General features: G+C 69.9%; 11 protein-coding genes. 2 read left to right on the forward strand and 9 right to left on the reverse strand.

What is annotated here, in order from left to right; all coding sequences use genetic code 11:
* Positions 1-13 precede the first annotated feature (13 nt).
* The 7 genes from P2PM1_RS19990 to P2PM1_RS20020 all read right to left on the reverse strand — a co-directional run bounded on the left by P2PM1_RS19990 (position 14) and on the right by P2PM1_RS20020 (position 8,643).
* The gene (locus tag P2PM1_RS19990; protein WP_186400259.1) at positions 14-1,810 is read right to left on the reverse strand and encodes an ABC transporter ATP-binding protein; all 1,797 of its coding nucleotides are present in this window, start codon (positions 1,808-1,810) and stop codon (positions 14-16) included.
* Positions 1,807-2,721: an ABC transporter permease gene (locus P2PM1_RS19995; protein WP_244292958.1), complete on the reverse strand. Its 915-nt coding sequence runs from the start codon at positions 2,719-2,721 to the stop codon at positions 1,807-1,809. Before P2PM1_RS19995 ends, P2PM1_RS19990 begins: the two co-directional genes overlap by 4 nt.
* Entirely contained in the window at positions 2,718-3,659 is a 942-nt protein-coding gene (locus tag P2PM1_RS20000; protein WP_186396531.1) for an ABC transporter permease, read from the reverse strand. The genes P2PM1_RS19995 and P2PM1_RS20000 overlap by 4 nt, the downstream gene beginning before the upstream one ends.
* Before the next feature lie 171 nt (positions 3,660-3,830).
* Positions 3,831-5,372 (reverse strand): ABC transporter substrate-binding protein, encoded by a 1,542-nt coding sequence (locus tag P2PM1_RS20005; protein ID WP_186400260.1) that lies wholly within the window; start codon positions 5,370-5,372, stop codon positions 3,831-3,833.
* A gap of 67 nt (positions 5,373-5,439) precedes the next feature.
* A complete protein-coding gene (locus tag P2PM1_RS20010) occupies positions 5,440-6,153 on the reverse strand; it encodes an SDR family NAD(P)-dependent oxidoreductase (protein ID WP_186400261.1) in 714 nt (237 codons plus the stop codon).
* A 13-nt stretch (positions 6,154-6,166) separates the two neighbouring features.
* Positions 6,167-7,345 carry an FAD-binding oxidoreductase gene (locus P2PM1_RS20015; RefSeq protein WP_186400262.1) on the reverse strand — a complete coding sequence of 393 codons (1,179 nt, stop codon included), beginning with the start codon at positions 7,343-7,345 and terminating at the stop codon, positions 6,167-6,169.
* Positions 7,342-8,643, reverse strand: a complete 1,302-nt coding sequence (locus P2PM1_RS20020; RefSeq protein ID WP_186400263.1) for an FAD-binding oxidoreductase — start codon at positions 8,641-8,643, stop codon at positions 7,342-7,344. Before P2PM1_RS20020 ends, P2PM1_RS20015 begins: the two co-directional genes overlap by 4 nt.
* 92 nt (positions 8,644-8,735) lie before the next feature.
* Between P2PM1_RS20020 and P2PM1_RS20025 the strand changes: the two genes are divergently transcribed.
* Complete coding sequence (locus P2PM1_RS20025) at positions 8,736-9,641, forward strand: LysR family transcriptional regulator (protein WP_186400264.1); 906 nt, start codon at positions 8,736-8,738, stop codon at positions 9,639-9,641.
* 13 nt (positions 9,642-9,654) lie between these two features.
* Here the strand turns inward: P2PM1_RS20025 and P2PM1_RS20030 are convergent, their stop codons facing one another.
* A complete protein-coding gene (locus P2PM1_RS20030; protein WP_186400265.1) occupies positions 9,655-12,072 on the reverse strand; it encodes a YbcC family protein in 2,418 nt (805 codons plus the stop codon).
* Between the two features lie 39 nt (positions 12,073-12,111).
* On the reverse strand, positions 12,112-13,665 hold the full coding sequence (locus tag P2PM1_RS20035; RefSeq protein WP_186400266.1) for a proton-conducting transporter membrane subunit: 1,554 nt from the start codon (positions 13,663-13,665) through the stop codon (positions 12,112-12,114).
* A 116-nt stretch (positions 13,666-13,781) separates the two neighbouring features.
* On the opposite strand from P2PM1_RS20035, the gene P2PM1_RS20040 reads away from it, so the two are divergent.
* Positions 13,782-14,696: a LysR family transcriptional regulator gene (locus tag P2PM1_RS20040; protein ID WP_186396523.1), complete on the forward strand. Its 915-nt coding sequence runs from the start codon at positions 13,782-13,784 to the stop codon at positions 14,694-14,696.
* Positions 14,697-14,700: the final 4 nt, after the last annotated feature.

A 14,700-nucleotide genomic window follows, 5' to 3' on the forward strand; every position in this document is an offset into this window, starting at 1 on the left:
GTTCGGGCGATTTTCAGAACTCCCGCACCAGGTGGCCCTCGCCGACCGGATACATGCGCGAGGGCGGCCGCGCCCAGTCCATCGGGCGCACCGGGCTCTTCAGCTCGTCGGTGAGCAGCCCACCGCGCTGGCGCTTGTCGGCGGGATCGGGCACCGGCACCGCCTCGATCAGCTTCTTGGTGTAGGGGTGCTGCGGGTTGCGCAGCACCGCGTCGCGCGGGCCGATCTCGACGATCTCGCCGAGCAGCATGACGGCGATGCGGTGGCTGACCCGCTCGACCACGGCGATGTCGTGGCTGATGAAGAGATAGGCAAGGCCGAGCTCGCGCTGCAGGTCGAGCATCAGGTTGACCACCTGCGCCTTGATCGAGGCATCGAGCGCGGAGACGGACTCGTCCGCGACGATCATCTTCGGCGACAGCGCCAGGCTGCGGGCGATGCAGATGCGCTGGCGCTGGCCGCCGGAGAACTCGTGCGGGAAGCGCAGCGCGTGCTCCTCCTTCAGCCCGACCAGGCGCAGCAGCTCGTTGACCCGGTCGGGGATCGCCTCGTCGGGCAGCAGCCCGTGCACGCGGATCGGTTCGGCAATCGCCGAGCCGACCGCCTGGCGCGGGTTGAGCGAGCCGTAGGGGTCCTGGAAGATCATCTGCAGCCGCTGGCGGGCAAGGCGCAGCTCGGCATGGCTCGCGGCCATCAGGTCCTTGCCCTCGAACAGGATCTCGCCGCCGGCCGGCTGCACCAGCCGCAGGATCGAGCGGCCCGTCGTCGACTTGCCGCAGCCCGATTCCCCGACCAGCGCCAGCGTCTCGCCGGCGGCAAGCGTCAGCGACACGTCCTCGACCGCATGGACATTGCCGACCGGCCGGTTGAGCAGCCCGCCGCGCACGGAGAACCGCGTCGTCAGGTTGCGCACTTCCAGGAGCGGGGCGCCGCGCAGGTCCGGCTCGTTGTCGGGCTCGGGGCCGGCGCCGGTGTCGTCGAGCCTGGGGAAGCGGCGCGGCGTCTTGGTGTCGCCGAGCCCGCCGAGACGGGGCACGGCGCCGAGCAGCATCTTGGTGTAGGGGTGCTCGGGCGCGGCGAAGAGCCGGCCGACGGGGGCTTCCTCCACCTTGTCGCCGCGCAGCATGACGACGACCCGGTCGGAGATCTCGGCGACGACGCCCATGTCGTGGGTGATGAACATCACCGCCATGCCGATGTCCTTCTGCAGCTCGCGGATGAGCTCGAGGATCTGCGCCTGGATGGTGACGTCGAGGGCGGTGGTCGGCTCGTCGGCGATCAGCAGCTTCGGCTGGCAGGCGAGCGCCATGGCGATCATCGCCCGCTGGCGCATGCCGCCGGAGAAGGAATGCGGATATTCGCCGATCCGCCGTTTCGCGTCGGGAATGCGCACCAGGTCGAACAGCCGCAGCACCTCTGTTTCCGCTTGGGCCTGGCTCATGTCGCGGTGGCGGCGCAGCACCTCGGCGATCTGGAAGCCGATCTTCAGCACCGGGTTGAGGCTGGTCATCGGCTCCTGGAAGATCATGCCGATGTCGCCGCCGCGCACGTCGCGCATCGCCGCCTCGTCGAGCGCCAGCAGATCGCGCCCGGAGAGGCGCACCGAACCCTCGATGCGGCTCGAGCCTTCCTGCAGCAACCGCATGATCGACAGCGCGGTGACCGACTTGCCGGAGCCGGATTCGCCGACGATGGCAACGGTCTCGCCGGTGTCGATGGCGAAGTCGAGATTGCGCACCACCGGCACCAGGGCGCCGTCGATGCGGAAGGAGGTGGTGAGGCCTTCGACCTTGAGAACGGGCTCGGTCATTGTTCCCCCTTCAGTCGCGGGTCGACCGCATCGCGCAGGCCGTCGCCCAGAAGGTTGAGAGAGAAGACGACGACGAGGATCGCCAGCGAGGGGAAGAGGGCGAGCCAGAAACTGTCGAGAATGTTCTCGAAGCCCTCGCGGATCATGCCGCCCCAGGTGGCCGTCGGCGGATTGACGCCAAGGCCGATGAAGGCGAGCGAGGCCTCGACGCGGATGGCGGTGGCGAGCCACAGCGAGCCCATCACCAGCACTTCCGGCGCGATGTTCGGCAGGATGTGGCGGAACATCAGCCGCAGATGCGAATAGCCGAGCGCGTGGCCGGCCTCGATGAACTCGCGGTTCTTGACCGCGATGGTCGGCGCCCTGGCGATGCGCGCGAACGGCGGGATCGCGGTGAGCGAGATGGCGATGACGAGATTGGCGACCGACGGGCCGAGCATGGCGACGACGATCAGGCCGAGGATCAGCGAGGGGAAGGCGAGCAGCACGTCCATCACCTGCATGATGAGAAGGTCCGTGCGGCCGCCGAAATAGCCGGCGATCAGGCCGATCAGGGTGCCGATGATCATCGCCGAGCCGATGGCGAGCAACCCGATGGTCAGCGAGATGCGGGCGCCCCACAGGATGCGCGAGAGCGTGTCGCGGCCATAGTAGTCGGTGCCGAACCAATGCGCGTCCGTCGGCGGCCTGAGGCGGTAGAGGATGTTCTGCTGCAAGGGATCGTAAGGGGCGATCACCGGCGCCAGGATCGCCAGCAGCGCGACGATCAGGAACACGGCAAGGCCGACCCACGAGGTCTTGTTGGCGTTGAAGGCGTTGAACAGACCCGAAAGCACCGTCGCGATCGCGAGGCGGTAATAGGTCATGCGCGACGGGCGTTGGCCGGTCGCGGCGCTCGGCTGGGTCGTCATGAGTATTTGATCCTCGGGTCGATCAGGCCATAGGTCAGGTCGGTGATCAGGTTCACCAGCACGACGATCAACGTGTAGATGACCATCATGCCCTGCAGCATCGTGTAGTCGCGCTGGTTGAGCGCGCCGACGATCAGCTTGCCGAGACCGGGGCGGTTGAAGACGATCTCGGTCAGCACCGAATTGCCGATCAGGATGCCGAGATAGAGGCCGACGACGGTGACCACCGGGATCAGGGCGTTGCGCAGGCAATGCCGCCAGACGATGATCGCGAAGGCGAGGCCCTTGGCCCTGGCCGTGCGCACATAGTCCTGGTTCAGCACCTCCAGCATCGCCGAGCGGGTGACGCGGGTGATGTAGGCGGCCATGATCAGGCCGAGATTGATCGCCGGCAGGGCGAGATCCCGCAGCCGGTCGGCAAGGCCGCTGCCCTGGCCCGAGCTGATCACCGGGAACCAGCGCAGGTGGATCGAGAAGAACAGGAGCAGCAGCACCGCCGAGACGAAGGCCGGGAACGACAGGCCGAGCAGCGAGCCGATGCGGGCGAGATAGTCCGGCAGCTTGTTGCGCCGCACCGCCGACCACACGCCGATGGGCACGCCGACGACGATGCCGAGGATCAGCGAGGCGACGGTGAGCTCGATGGTCGCGGGAAGGACCTTGAGGATCTCCTCGATCACCGGCCGGCCGGACACCATGGAAACGCCCCAGTCGCCGACCACGACGCCGCCGAGAAAGACGAAATACTGCTGGTAGAGCGGCACGTCGAGGCCGAGGCGCACGCGCAAGGCCTCCAGCGCCGCCTGGCTGGCCTGGTCGCCGAGGATCGCCATGGCGGGATCGCCCGGCAGCACGCGGACGATGAAGAAGACGATGGTCAGCACGGCGAACAGCGTGATCGCCGCGAAGCCAAGTCGCTTGAGAACGAATGCGGTCATGTAGGCGAGCCTCCGTCGCCGATGGGCGGGACGGCCCGCTTGCACGGGTCTCCTGCCATGGCGGATGAGATCGCTGCCCCCGCCGGGCACGCCGGGCGGCCGGCGGAAGCAGCGTCGTCACTTGCCGGAGCGGCCTTGCGGCCGCCCGGTGCGGAGCTTACGCGCCGTTTCTCACTTGGAGAAGGACGCGGCTTCGGTGACGGGCGGGCTGAGGTTCAGCGAGCCGTTCACCTCGACGCCGAGGTCGAGCGTGTCCTTCCACGCCCAGAGCTGCATGCTCTGCACGATCGGCACGACGCAGACCTCGGCCATGATCTTGCGCTGGGCCTCGGCCCAGTATTCGAGCTGCTTCTGCAGGTCGCCCTCGACCCGCGCCGCCTCGATCTCCGCGTCGGCGACCGCGCAATGCGAGAAGTTGGCGACGGCCGTCGGCGTGCCGACGATGGCGGCCGAGTGGTAGAACTGCGAGAGGTAGACGTCGGCCACCGGGAAGCGCGCGGCGGCGTAATGGGTCACCTGGCTCATGTCCTTGCGGATCTGCTCGTGGAACGTCGCGTGCTCGACGGTCTCGATCTCCAGGTTGATGCTCGCCTCGCGCAGCAGGGCCTGGATCGCTTCCATCGTGGTGAGCATGCCCGGCAGGGTGGTGTGGATCGCCTTGATCGTCACCCCGTCCGGATGGCCGGCCTCGGCGAGCAGGGCCTTGGCCTTGTCGACCGAATACTCGTAGATCGGCACATCGTCGGTGAAGCCGAGATTGCCTTCCGGCACCGGCGAGAGCGCCGCCAGCGTGACGTCCGGTCCCTTGAACTGGACCATGGCATCGCGGCTGATCGCATGGGCGACGGCCTGGCGCACGCGCAGATCGTCGAGCGGCGGCATCTTCATGTTGAGGTGGATGACCGACATTTCGCCCGGCGTCATCACCGAGACGACAGCGCCCGGCACCTGCTTGATGCGCTCGACCCAGGTCTGCTCCTGCTTGCCGTAGATCATGTCGACCTCGCCGGCCTGGAAGGCCAGGTCACGCGAGGAGTCGGAGGGGATGTAGCGGTAGAAGATCTCCTTGATCTTCGGCTCGCCGCGGAAATAGTCCGGATTGGCGACCAGCTTCACATATTGCTGCGGCTGGTATTCGGCGAACATGAAGGGGCCGGTGCCGATCGGGGTGCGCTGGAACTCGTCGCCGAGCGCCTCGACCGCGTCCTTGCAGACGATGTTGCCGCCATGATACGGCACCAGGAGGCCGAGCAGGCTCGGGATCTTGTTCTTGAGCTTGATGGTGACTTCCAGCGGGCCGGTGGCCTCGACGCTCTCGAACGCCGCATAGTCCTTGGCGAAGGCGGAAATGTCGGCATTGGCCGAGCGGTTCAGCGAATAGACGACGGCCTCCGCGTCGATCGTGCCGTAGTCGCCGTGGCATTTCACGTCGTCGCGCAGGGAGAAGACCCAGGTCAGGCCATCCTCGGAGGTGGTCCAGCTCGTGGCGATGTCCGGCTCGATGAACTCCGGATTGGCCTCGCCCGGCTTGATCCGCACCAGGCCGTTGAACATCCAGTGAAGGAGGCCCTTGTCGGGGGTCGAGGTCGCCACATGCGGGTCGAGCTTGCCGGCATCGGCGCTCGCCATGCCGACATTCAGCGTCGTTCCGGCGGCATAGGCCTGTCCTGTCGCAAGCAAGGCTGCGAGTGCAATTCCCAGTCCGGTTTTCATGGTCCTGTCCTCTGGTCGTTGTTGGTCTTGTTTTGTCTATGGGGCCCTGTTGGTGTGACGCTGCTCCTCACAGCGTGTCTTCGAGCCGGCAGTTTACCAGCATTTCCGCCATGGCTGCCGTGTTCGGCAGGGCCAGCGCCAGGGCGGCAATCTCGGCGAAGTCGTCGGGATGGATCATCTCCTCCCGCGCGATCTTGGTGATCCCGTCGGTCAGATCCGTTGCGACGAAACTCGGGCAGACGGCGGTGGCGCGCACGCCATGCTCCCAGCCGATGCGGCGAGTGCCATGGGTCAGCGCCATCAAGGCGTGTTTGGTCATGTTATAGGCAACGTTCTCGTTGCGCACGCGTTTGCCCGACAGCGAGGCGACATTGATCACCCGGCCGCTGCCGGCGGCCTTCAGATGCGGCAGGCAGGCCCGCGTCAGGAACAGCGGCCCCTTGACGTTGATGGTCCACAGCGCGTCGAGATCCTCCTCCTCGCCGCTTTCGATGGAGAAACTGTTGGAGGTGCCGGCATTGTTGACCAGCCCGTCGAGCCGGCCGAAGCGGGCGAGCGTCGCGGCGAGCCAGGCCTCGTGCGAGGCGCGGTCGGCGGCGTCATAGCGGGCGCAGAGCAGCCGGTCGCCCGGCGCATCCGTCAAGAGTTCGGCGAGCGCATCCGGGTTCCGCGCGCCGGCGCTGACGCTGTAGCCGGTGTCGAGCAGCTTGCGGGTGATCGCCAGCCCGATCCCCCGGCTGGCGCCGGACACCATCACCACGCGGCCTTCGGGATCGAGCATGGGCGTGTCTCCTCTATCCGTGCAGGGTGAGCGGCGCGTCCGGGCCGGACTGCGCGGCGAAGCGGCCATAGCGGAAGGCGGACACGTCGTGGCCGGGATCGCGGCCGAGCGCGATGCGGCCGGCGATGGCGCCGGTGACCGGGCCGATGCCGAAGCCATGGCCGGAAAAACCGGCGGCGACGACCGCATTGTCGAGGCCGGGCAGACGGTCGATGACGGGCAGCGCGTCAGGTGTCAGGTCGAGCGCGCCGGCCCAGCACTCGGCCAGTTCCACCTCGGCGAAGCCCGGCAGCACCTCGGCGACCTTGGCGATGGTCTCCTGGATGGCGCGCATGCGCGGGCGGATGGCAGGGCGGCCGCCGACCTCGACGATCTCGCTGGCCCAGTGTTCCATGCCGCTGGTCACCCGCATGCGCCCGTCGTTCTCCTGGCGGGCCGCCATGTTGGCATTGGCGACGCCGAGCACGGGGGTGAGCATCGGCCGGCAGGGGGTGCTGCGCAGCACCGTGACCATCGGCCGGCGCAGGGGGATGGCATGGTCCAGCGGGACGAGCAGGTCGTTGACGAGGATCCCGGCGGCGATCAGCACCATGCCGGGGCTCAACGTCCGCCGGTCGGTGACGACGCGCAGGACGCGCTTGCCGTCCGTCTCCAGCCGCAGGACGCGCTCGCCGAAGGCAAGGCGGGCGCCGAGGCTCTCGGCGCGGCTCGCATAGGCGGTGACGGTGGCTATCGGGTCGGCATGGCCGTCGGACGGGCAGAAGGAGGCGGCGAGCACCCGGTCGGAGAGCGCCGGGGCGATCTCGCGCACGCTGGAAAGGTCCGGCAGGAAGGCGAGCTGCAGGCCGGCCCGGGTCTGGTCCTCGACCAGCGCGCGGATCGTCGCGACTTCCGCATCCGTGCGGGCAAGGCGCAGGTTGCCGGAGCGGCGATAGCCGGTCGGCGCGCCGAGATGTTCGTGAAGGTCCTGCCAGAGCTCGACGGCGGCCAGCGCCAGCGGCAGCTCCGCCGGATGGCGGCCCGACTGGCGCACGCCCGCCAGCGTCCAGCCCGAGGCCATGGCGGCGGGGCCGTAGGCGTCGATCACCTCCACACTCGCGCCCGCCCCGGCGACCTCGAGCGCTGCCGCGGTGCCGGTGATACCGGCGCCGATGACGAGCACGTCGGGCGTGGCGAGGGCGGGTGAGGTCATGCGGCCGCCTTCGATTTTCTGCCGAAACGGGTGTAGGCGAAGGGCTTCGTGTCGACCAGCGGCGCCTCGCCCTCGATCCGCTGGACCACCAGGCGGGCAACGCCGGGGCCGATGCCGAAGCCGTGGCCGGAGAGGCCGGTGGCGATGACGAGGCCGGACCAGCCGGCGGGCTCGTCGACGACGGGGATCTCGTCCGGCAGGACGTCGATCAACCCGCCCCAGGTCTCGGCGATCTCGACCCCGTCGAGGCGCGGATGCAGGGTCTTGGCCGAGGCCAGCACGTCGCGCAGCAGGCGGGCGTCCGGCGCCGGGTCCATCACCCGCACCTGTTCGAACGGGGTGACCTCGTCGGCCTGCCAGCGATGGCGGCCGAGCGGGCCGAAGAAATCGCCACTGAGGCGGACCTTCATGATGCGCCAGCGGTCGGCGAGGATCGGCAGGAAGTCGACGAAATGGCGGAAGGCGGCCGGCACGAGCTGGAACTCCGCCGCGCCCGCACGGGCGATGGTGTAGCCGCCGTCGGCGCGCCGGCGCAGCGAAGCCTTGGTGGCGCCGATGGTGCCGGCAATCACCTCGGGGCCGGCCGTGGTGCGCAGGACCGAGGACTTCACCGCGAGCTGCGGCAGCGACAGGCCGAGATTTTCCAGGAAGGTGCGCGACCACACGCCGCCGGCCAGCACCACGCTCTGGCAGGCGATCTCGCCATGCTCGGTGACGACGGAGCGGACCTTGCCGCCGGCGCGCTCGACCGAGCGCACCGCGCAGCCCTCGATGATCGTCGCCCCGAGCCGGGCGGCGTAGCGCGCCATCGCCGGGACGGCGAGGGTGGGTTCGGCGGTGGCGTCGGACGGCGTGTGCAGGGCGCCGGCGAACTGCCGGTCGTTGCGCTTGAGAAGGTCGTCGGTCTCCTGCGGGCTCAGCAGGCGCGCGCCGTGGTCGAAGCCGGCATTGTCGCGCAGCCACTCCTCGTGCTTTGCCAGTTCCGCCTCGTCGGCGGCGAGATAGGTGGTGCCGCGAATGCCGTAGCCGATGTCCTCGCCGAGACGCGGGGCGAGATCGCGCCACATGGCGGCGCTCTCGATCATCAACTGCAATTCGCGGCTGTCGCGGCCGGCCTTGCGGATCCAGCCCCAGTTGCGCGAGGACTGTTCGCCGGCGATGCGGCCCTTCTCGCACAGGACGACGGGAATGCCCTTTTCGGCGAGGAAGAGGGCGCTGCAGACACCGACGATGCCTCCGCCGATGACAACGACCTGCGTGCTTGCCGGCACCTGCCGGCGATCGTCTGCCGTGCTCACCTTGCCCCTCCAGACTGTGGCCTGTTGTCACAGTGCGAAGGCGCCGAGTATAAGGCAAATACCGTTTTCTTCCACGCTTATGCGGAAATGTTATGAGCTCCCCCCTGTCGCAACGCTCCCTGGAAGCCTTCCGCTGCGTGATGCGGGCGGGCACCGTCTCCGCCGCCGCCGACGAGATGGCGATCTCGCAGCCCGCCGTCAGCCGGCTGATCCGCGACCTGGAGGAGCGGCTGCAACTGCCGCTGTTCAGCCGCAGGGGCGGGCGCGTCGTCGCCACCCGCGAGGCGCACGAGCTGTGGACGGAAGTCGAGCGCAGCTTCGTCGGCCTGGGGCAGATCGAGCGGGCGGCGACGCAGATCCGCCAGGGCTACCGGGCGACGCTGACCATCGCCGCCGCCCCGGCGATCGCCCAGTCGGCGCTGCCCGGCGTGATCGCGCTGCTGTCGCAGGAGCGGCCCGAGTTTCGCGGCGAGTTCCTGGCGATGACGACGCTGCCGGTGGTGCGGCAGGTGGCGCTGCGCCAGTGCCAGGTCGGCTTCGGCATCCCCACGCGCCACAAGCACGAGGTCGACGTGATCGGCACCGGCTCGGTGCCGTTCCGCTTCATCGCCCCGCCAGGCCACCCGCTCGGCGGGCGGGATGTCATCCGCGAGGAGGACCTTGCCGGCGTCGACTTCGTCGGCTTCGTGGACTCCACCATGTCGGGCCGCGCCTTCGACCGGCTGTTCGCCAAGATGCGCCGGCCGCCGGTGCAGAAGCTGAAATCCTACCTGTCGCATATCGTCTCGGCCCTGGTGATGCGCGGGCTCGGCGTCGGCATCGTCGATGCCTTCACCGCCCGCGACCACATGCGCATGGGCGGGGTGATGCGCCCGGTCGAGATCGTCGACCGCTTCGAATATTCGATCATCAAGCCGCATGGCGACAAGCTCGGCCCCGAGGCGCTGGCGCTGGTCGACGGGTTCGAGCGCTACGTGCGCGATTATCAGGACGACTGACGAGTGACGGGCCTCACGCCGCGTCGCGCCGCTCGCCCGTCACCTCCTGCCAGGCAAGGCCGGGCCGGTAGCGCGCCGTCACCTTGCCGTTCTCCAGCAGCAGCAGATGCATCCAGCCCCTGTCGAACAGGGCGCGCAAACCCTCGTGCCGGGCAAGGACGTCGTGCACCGCCGCGCGCGGGGCCTCGACCAGCACCGACAGCCGCAGCGGCTCGTGCATCAGCCGGGCCCCGTCGCTGATCGCCTGCCAGGGCAGGCCGGCGCGCAGCCGCCCGCCATTGCCCTCGACGACGCCGATGCCGCCGACGACATTGTGCAGCAGCTTGTTGCCGCTGCCGAACAGGTCGGGCGCCACGGTCGAGCCGTAATATTGCAGCGAGATCCAGCTCGCCACGACCACCGGCGCGGTGAGGATCAGCTCCAGCACCTGCATGCCCTCGTCCGCCCGCCAGTCATAGGAGTGCAGGAAGGCGCGCCCGCCGAGATCGACGCCGGCGGTGACGCCGCGCGGCGCGGCGATGAAGGCGGAGCAGCCGGCAAGCCCCCATTCGGGCCGGGTCTCGGCCCAGTTGCGCGCCCGCAAGGCCAGCCGGTCGTGGCTGGCGCCCGGCAGCCGGGCGGCCCGCTCGATCCGCGCGAGCCGTCCCGCCTCGGCGAGTTTTTCCCGCGCGAAGGCGAGATCGTCGGCGTGCTCGCCGGACGGCGCGTCCTCGGCAAAGAGCGTCACCGCGTCGGTGGTGGTGTCGTGCAGGCCGGCGACGAACAGCGTGTCGGCGGCGATCGCAAGGCCCATCTCGGCAAGGCCGGTGCGGGTCTCAGTATCGTTGAGAAGCTGCGCCAGCAGCCGCGCCGAGACTTCGCCGGTGTGGCCGCCGCAGGCACCGCAATGATAGGCGCTCTCCTGCGGGTTGTTGGTGGTGCTGGCACCATGGCCGAGCAGCAGCACCAGCCGGGCATGGCCCTGCGTCATCGACATCGCCTTCAGCACGGTCGCCGCCGTCTCGGCCTTTTGCCGCGCGGTCAGCGCCGGGTCGAGCCGCGGCGCGCAGCCGTGATGGTGGGCGTGATGATGATGGTCATGGCGATGGGTGGGCGCCAGCGACAGCGCGTCGCGCACCAGCTTGGCCGCATAGAGCGGGCCGGCGGCCTCCACAAAGGCGAAGGAGGAGACGGCGGCCTGCCGGAACCGGTTCCACGCCCGCCGCGCCCGCGCCTTGATCCGCCCTTCCGTTTCCGCCTGCGGCGGAAGCTGGGCGGTGGAGGTCATGCCCGGCGTCAGCAGCACGGGAAGATGCGCCTCGCTCTCCACCGAGCCATGCGGATGGTGGGCGACCGGCAGGCCGAAGAAGCCGGCAAAGCCGAGCGTGTTGATGCCGGTGTCGAGGCTTTCCAAGGCCCGCCGGAACACTTCCGAGCGCACGTCGATGCAGAAGGCCGCCTGAAGGGCCGGGCGACCGTCGGTCGTCGCTATCGCAGGCGCGTGAAGCCGGGCGGCGAGCCGCCGCTGGAACGACCGCTCGGCCGCCTCCTGCAGGATGGCGTCGGCGATCTGGTCGGCGGTGGGCTCGGGCGCCCGCGCATGCGCGGCGAGCACGCCCTGCCAGTCTTGCGCCACGGCGTCGCCGATGGTGAGGAACAGCGCCTCCTCGAAGACGAGGCGGATGGCGAGAAGGTCGGTGAGCGTGGCGTCGGTGCTCCCCGAAAGCTCCGCCTGCCACAGCAGGTAGCGGGCATGCTGGGCCCAGCCGCCGAGATCGACCAGCAGCCGGTGGAACAGGGTTTCGGCCGCAGCGCCGCTGACGCCGAGCGCGGCGGATGCCCGCAGGATCGCCCGCTCCGGCGTGTCCGGACAGGCGGCGACATGCCGGCAGAAGCCGGCAAGGCCGGCAAGCTCCGGCGTCAGATCGTGCTGCGCCCATTCCCGCCAGGCGGCGAAGGCGGAGCGGCCGGGCGCCGGCGTCCACAGCGCCTGGCCCCGGTCGAAATGGCCGGCTGCCCACAGCCCGGTGGTGCGGGCGACGATCTCCGGCCAATCGGTGTCGGTGGCGCGGGCGGCAAGATCGGCGAGCGTTGCCAGCGGCGCGGGGGCGGCAGCGGGTTGTGCAAGCTGGGCCCGCAAGCTCGCGGCATCCGCCGGCTTGCCGGAAAAGGGCGCGGCGTCGAGCGCGTCTTTGAGGTCCTGATCGGAAATCTCGCCGGAGGCCAGCGCATCGGCATGCAGCCGCCGCGCCGGCACGATGTCGCTGCCGGCGACCCGGGCAAGGCGCGCGGCGGCGGTGGCGATGTCCTCGCCGGTCTGGCCGAGGAACGGGTTGACGGCGACGGTCGCCTGCAGCGGGAAGGCCGGCGGCACCCGCTGGGCGGCGCGGTTGGCGGCCGCGAGCAGGGCGGTGACCTGCGGGATGGCAAGGGAGGTCGGGGGCGTGAGCATCGGGGTTGTCCTGCGGATCGCTGGGCTGATTGGGGCGGATCAGGTCGAGGAGGGCGTCCGGAAGCCGCCGATCAGGCGGTCGACCGTTGCATTGACATAGAAGCCGTTGGCGAAGTGGACCCGCAGGCCCGCCGTTGCCGGGTGGTGCGCCCAATGCGGGAACAGCGCCTGGGCGATGGCGACGCCGCCGAAGGAGGCGAGCGCCAGGACGATCAGCGCCCATTCCAGCGGGCCGGCCTGCGGCGGGGCGAGCAACTCGCTGCCCACCACCAGCCCGGCCAGCACATGGAAGCCGAAATAGCCGATGGCGGCCGCGACCGAGGCTGTCGCGGTCTTGCGGGTGAGGGCGGCGGGGGCGGCATCGGCCAGTCCCTGCGCCACCAGATAGGCGACGCCGAAGATCAGGATCGCGCCGAGCGCCAGCGCCTGGGCCGACTTTTCCAGCGGCAGCAACGAGAAGGCGCCGGCGACAGTTGCATAAAGAGCAAGGGCGAGCAGGAAGGCCCGCGCCACCGCGGCGATGCCGGGCGCGGCGACCGGCCCCGGCCGCCGCGTCGCCTGCACCGCGCGCACGGCAGTGCCCGAGGAGAGGAAGGCATGCGCCTTGTAGAGCGAGTGGGCAACGATATGCAGCAGCGCCAGCGGCCACAGGCCGAGCCCGCATTGCAGCAGCATGAAACCCATCTGCGCCACCGTCGACCAGGCGAGCGCCGTCTTCACCGCGCTCTGGGTCAGCATGACGAGGGCGCCGAACAGGGCCGAGAAGCCGCCGACCATCACCAGCAGCGTCATCGCCGCCGGGCTCGCCTGCACCGGCTCGGCAAGGCGGATGAGCAGCAGGCCGCCGGCATTGATGATGCCCGCATGCAGCAGCGCCGAGACCGGGGTGGGGGCCTCCATCACTTCCGTCAGCCAGCCGTGCAGGGGAAAGGCCGCCGTCTTCAGCAGCGCGGCAAGGACGACCAGCAGCACGGCGATCCCGGCGGCGAGCGGCATGTCGCCGCTTGCGGCGACCTCATTGATGCCGGCGAGCGACAGCGTGCCGAAGGCGATCCAGAAGCCGAGCGCGGCAAGCAGCAGCGCGACGTCTCCGGCCGTCCAGGCGAGGGTGAACTTCGCCGCCGCCCGCCGGGCCTGCGGCCGCTCGGGATAGAACAGCAGCAGGTGCCGCAGCAAGGCGCCGACAAGGGCGAAGCTCAGGATCAGCACCGGCAGGGTGGCGGCCTGCACCATCACCAGAACGGCGGCGATGGCGGCGAGCAGCAGGCCGTGGAAGGCGCCTTCCCGCGCCTCGCCGTCGAGATAGCTGCGCGAGAAGCGCAAGACCACCCAGCCGACAAAGGCGACCAGCACCGACATCACCGCCGACACCGTGTCGAGGCCAAGCGCCAGAGCGAGAGGACCGCTGCCGATGCCGAGCGTCGCCGGGCCGACGAGCGCCAGCCAGACGCCGCCGGCAAGGGCGAGGGCGAGGGCGACGAGCGCCGCGCCCTCCGCCAGTGCCGGAAACGCGCCGGGACGGCGGCCGGGACGGGCGAGAGCGAAGGCGGCAAGGATCAGCAGCGGCAGGGGCGCGAGCGCGGTGGGAAACATCGGGGATCTCCGGACAGGAAGGACGGGGCCGGAGATAGCGCTTGCCAATGTTCAAGAAAATTACATATTTAAGCGGATATCATTCTGTTTTATAGAACGATCCGTGGGAGAGGACGATGCCGGCGCTCAACCTCCATCACCTGCGCCTGTTCAGCGCGGTGGCCGAGGACGGGACGCTGACCGGCGCCGCGCGCCGGCTCAACCTGTCGGCCTCGGCGCTGTCGGCGCAGGTCAAGGCGCTGGAGGGGGCGCTGGGGCACGATCTCTTCGAGCGGCGCGGGCGCGGGCTGGTGCTGACCGAGGCCGGGCGCATCGCGCTCGACCATGCGCAGGCGATCTTCCGCACCGCCGAGGACCTGTCGGCGACGCTGAAGGGCGGCGGGCAGAAGCCGCGCGCCCTGCGGGTCGGCGCGCTCAGCACCCTGTCGCGCAACCTGCAGATCGCGTTTCTGATGCCGGTCATCGGCAAGCCCGATGTCGATGTGGTGGTGCGCTCGGGCAGCCAGACGGAACTGCTGGCCGGGCTGGACGCGCTGGCGCTGGACGTGGTGCTGACCAATGTCGCTCCGGCGCGCGACGAGGCCCGCCGCTATCTCGTCCACCGCATCGCCGAGCAGGCGGCGAGCCTGATCGGCACGCCGGCACGCGCCGGGCGCGACCGGCCGCTGGTCGACCTGCTGGCGCACGAACCTTTGGTGCTACCGACCCGCGAGACGGCGATCCGCGCCGCTTTCGACGTGCTGGCCGCGCGGCTCGGCATCGTCCCGCGCATCGCCGCGGAGGTCGACGACATGACGATGATCCGCCTGCTGGCCCGCGAGGACGCGGGGCTCGCCGTTATTCCGCCGATCGTGGTGCGGGACGAGTTGGCCAACGGCGTGCTGGTCGAGGCCGGCCCGCTGCCGGGCATCACCGAGGTGTTCCTGGCGGTGACGGTGGAGCGCCGCTTTCCCAATCCGCTGCTGGCGGGCCTTTTGTTCCGCACGCCCGAGGGGGTGCCGGCAAGGTCCGCGGAGGGAGCAGCGACATGATCGG

The organism is Stappia sp. P2PMeth1, from assembly GCF_900185735.1.
In the GTDB taxonomy this organism is placed as follows: Bacteria; Pseudomonadota; Alphaproteobacteria; order Rhizobiales; family Stappiaceae; genus Stappia.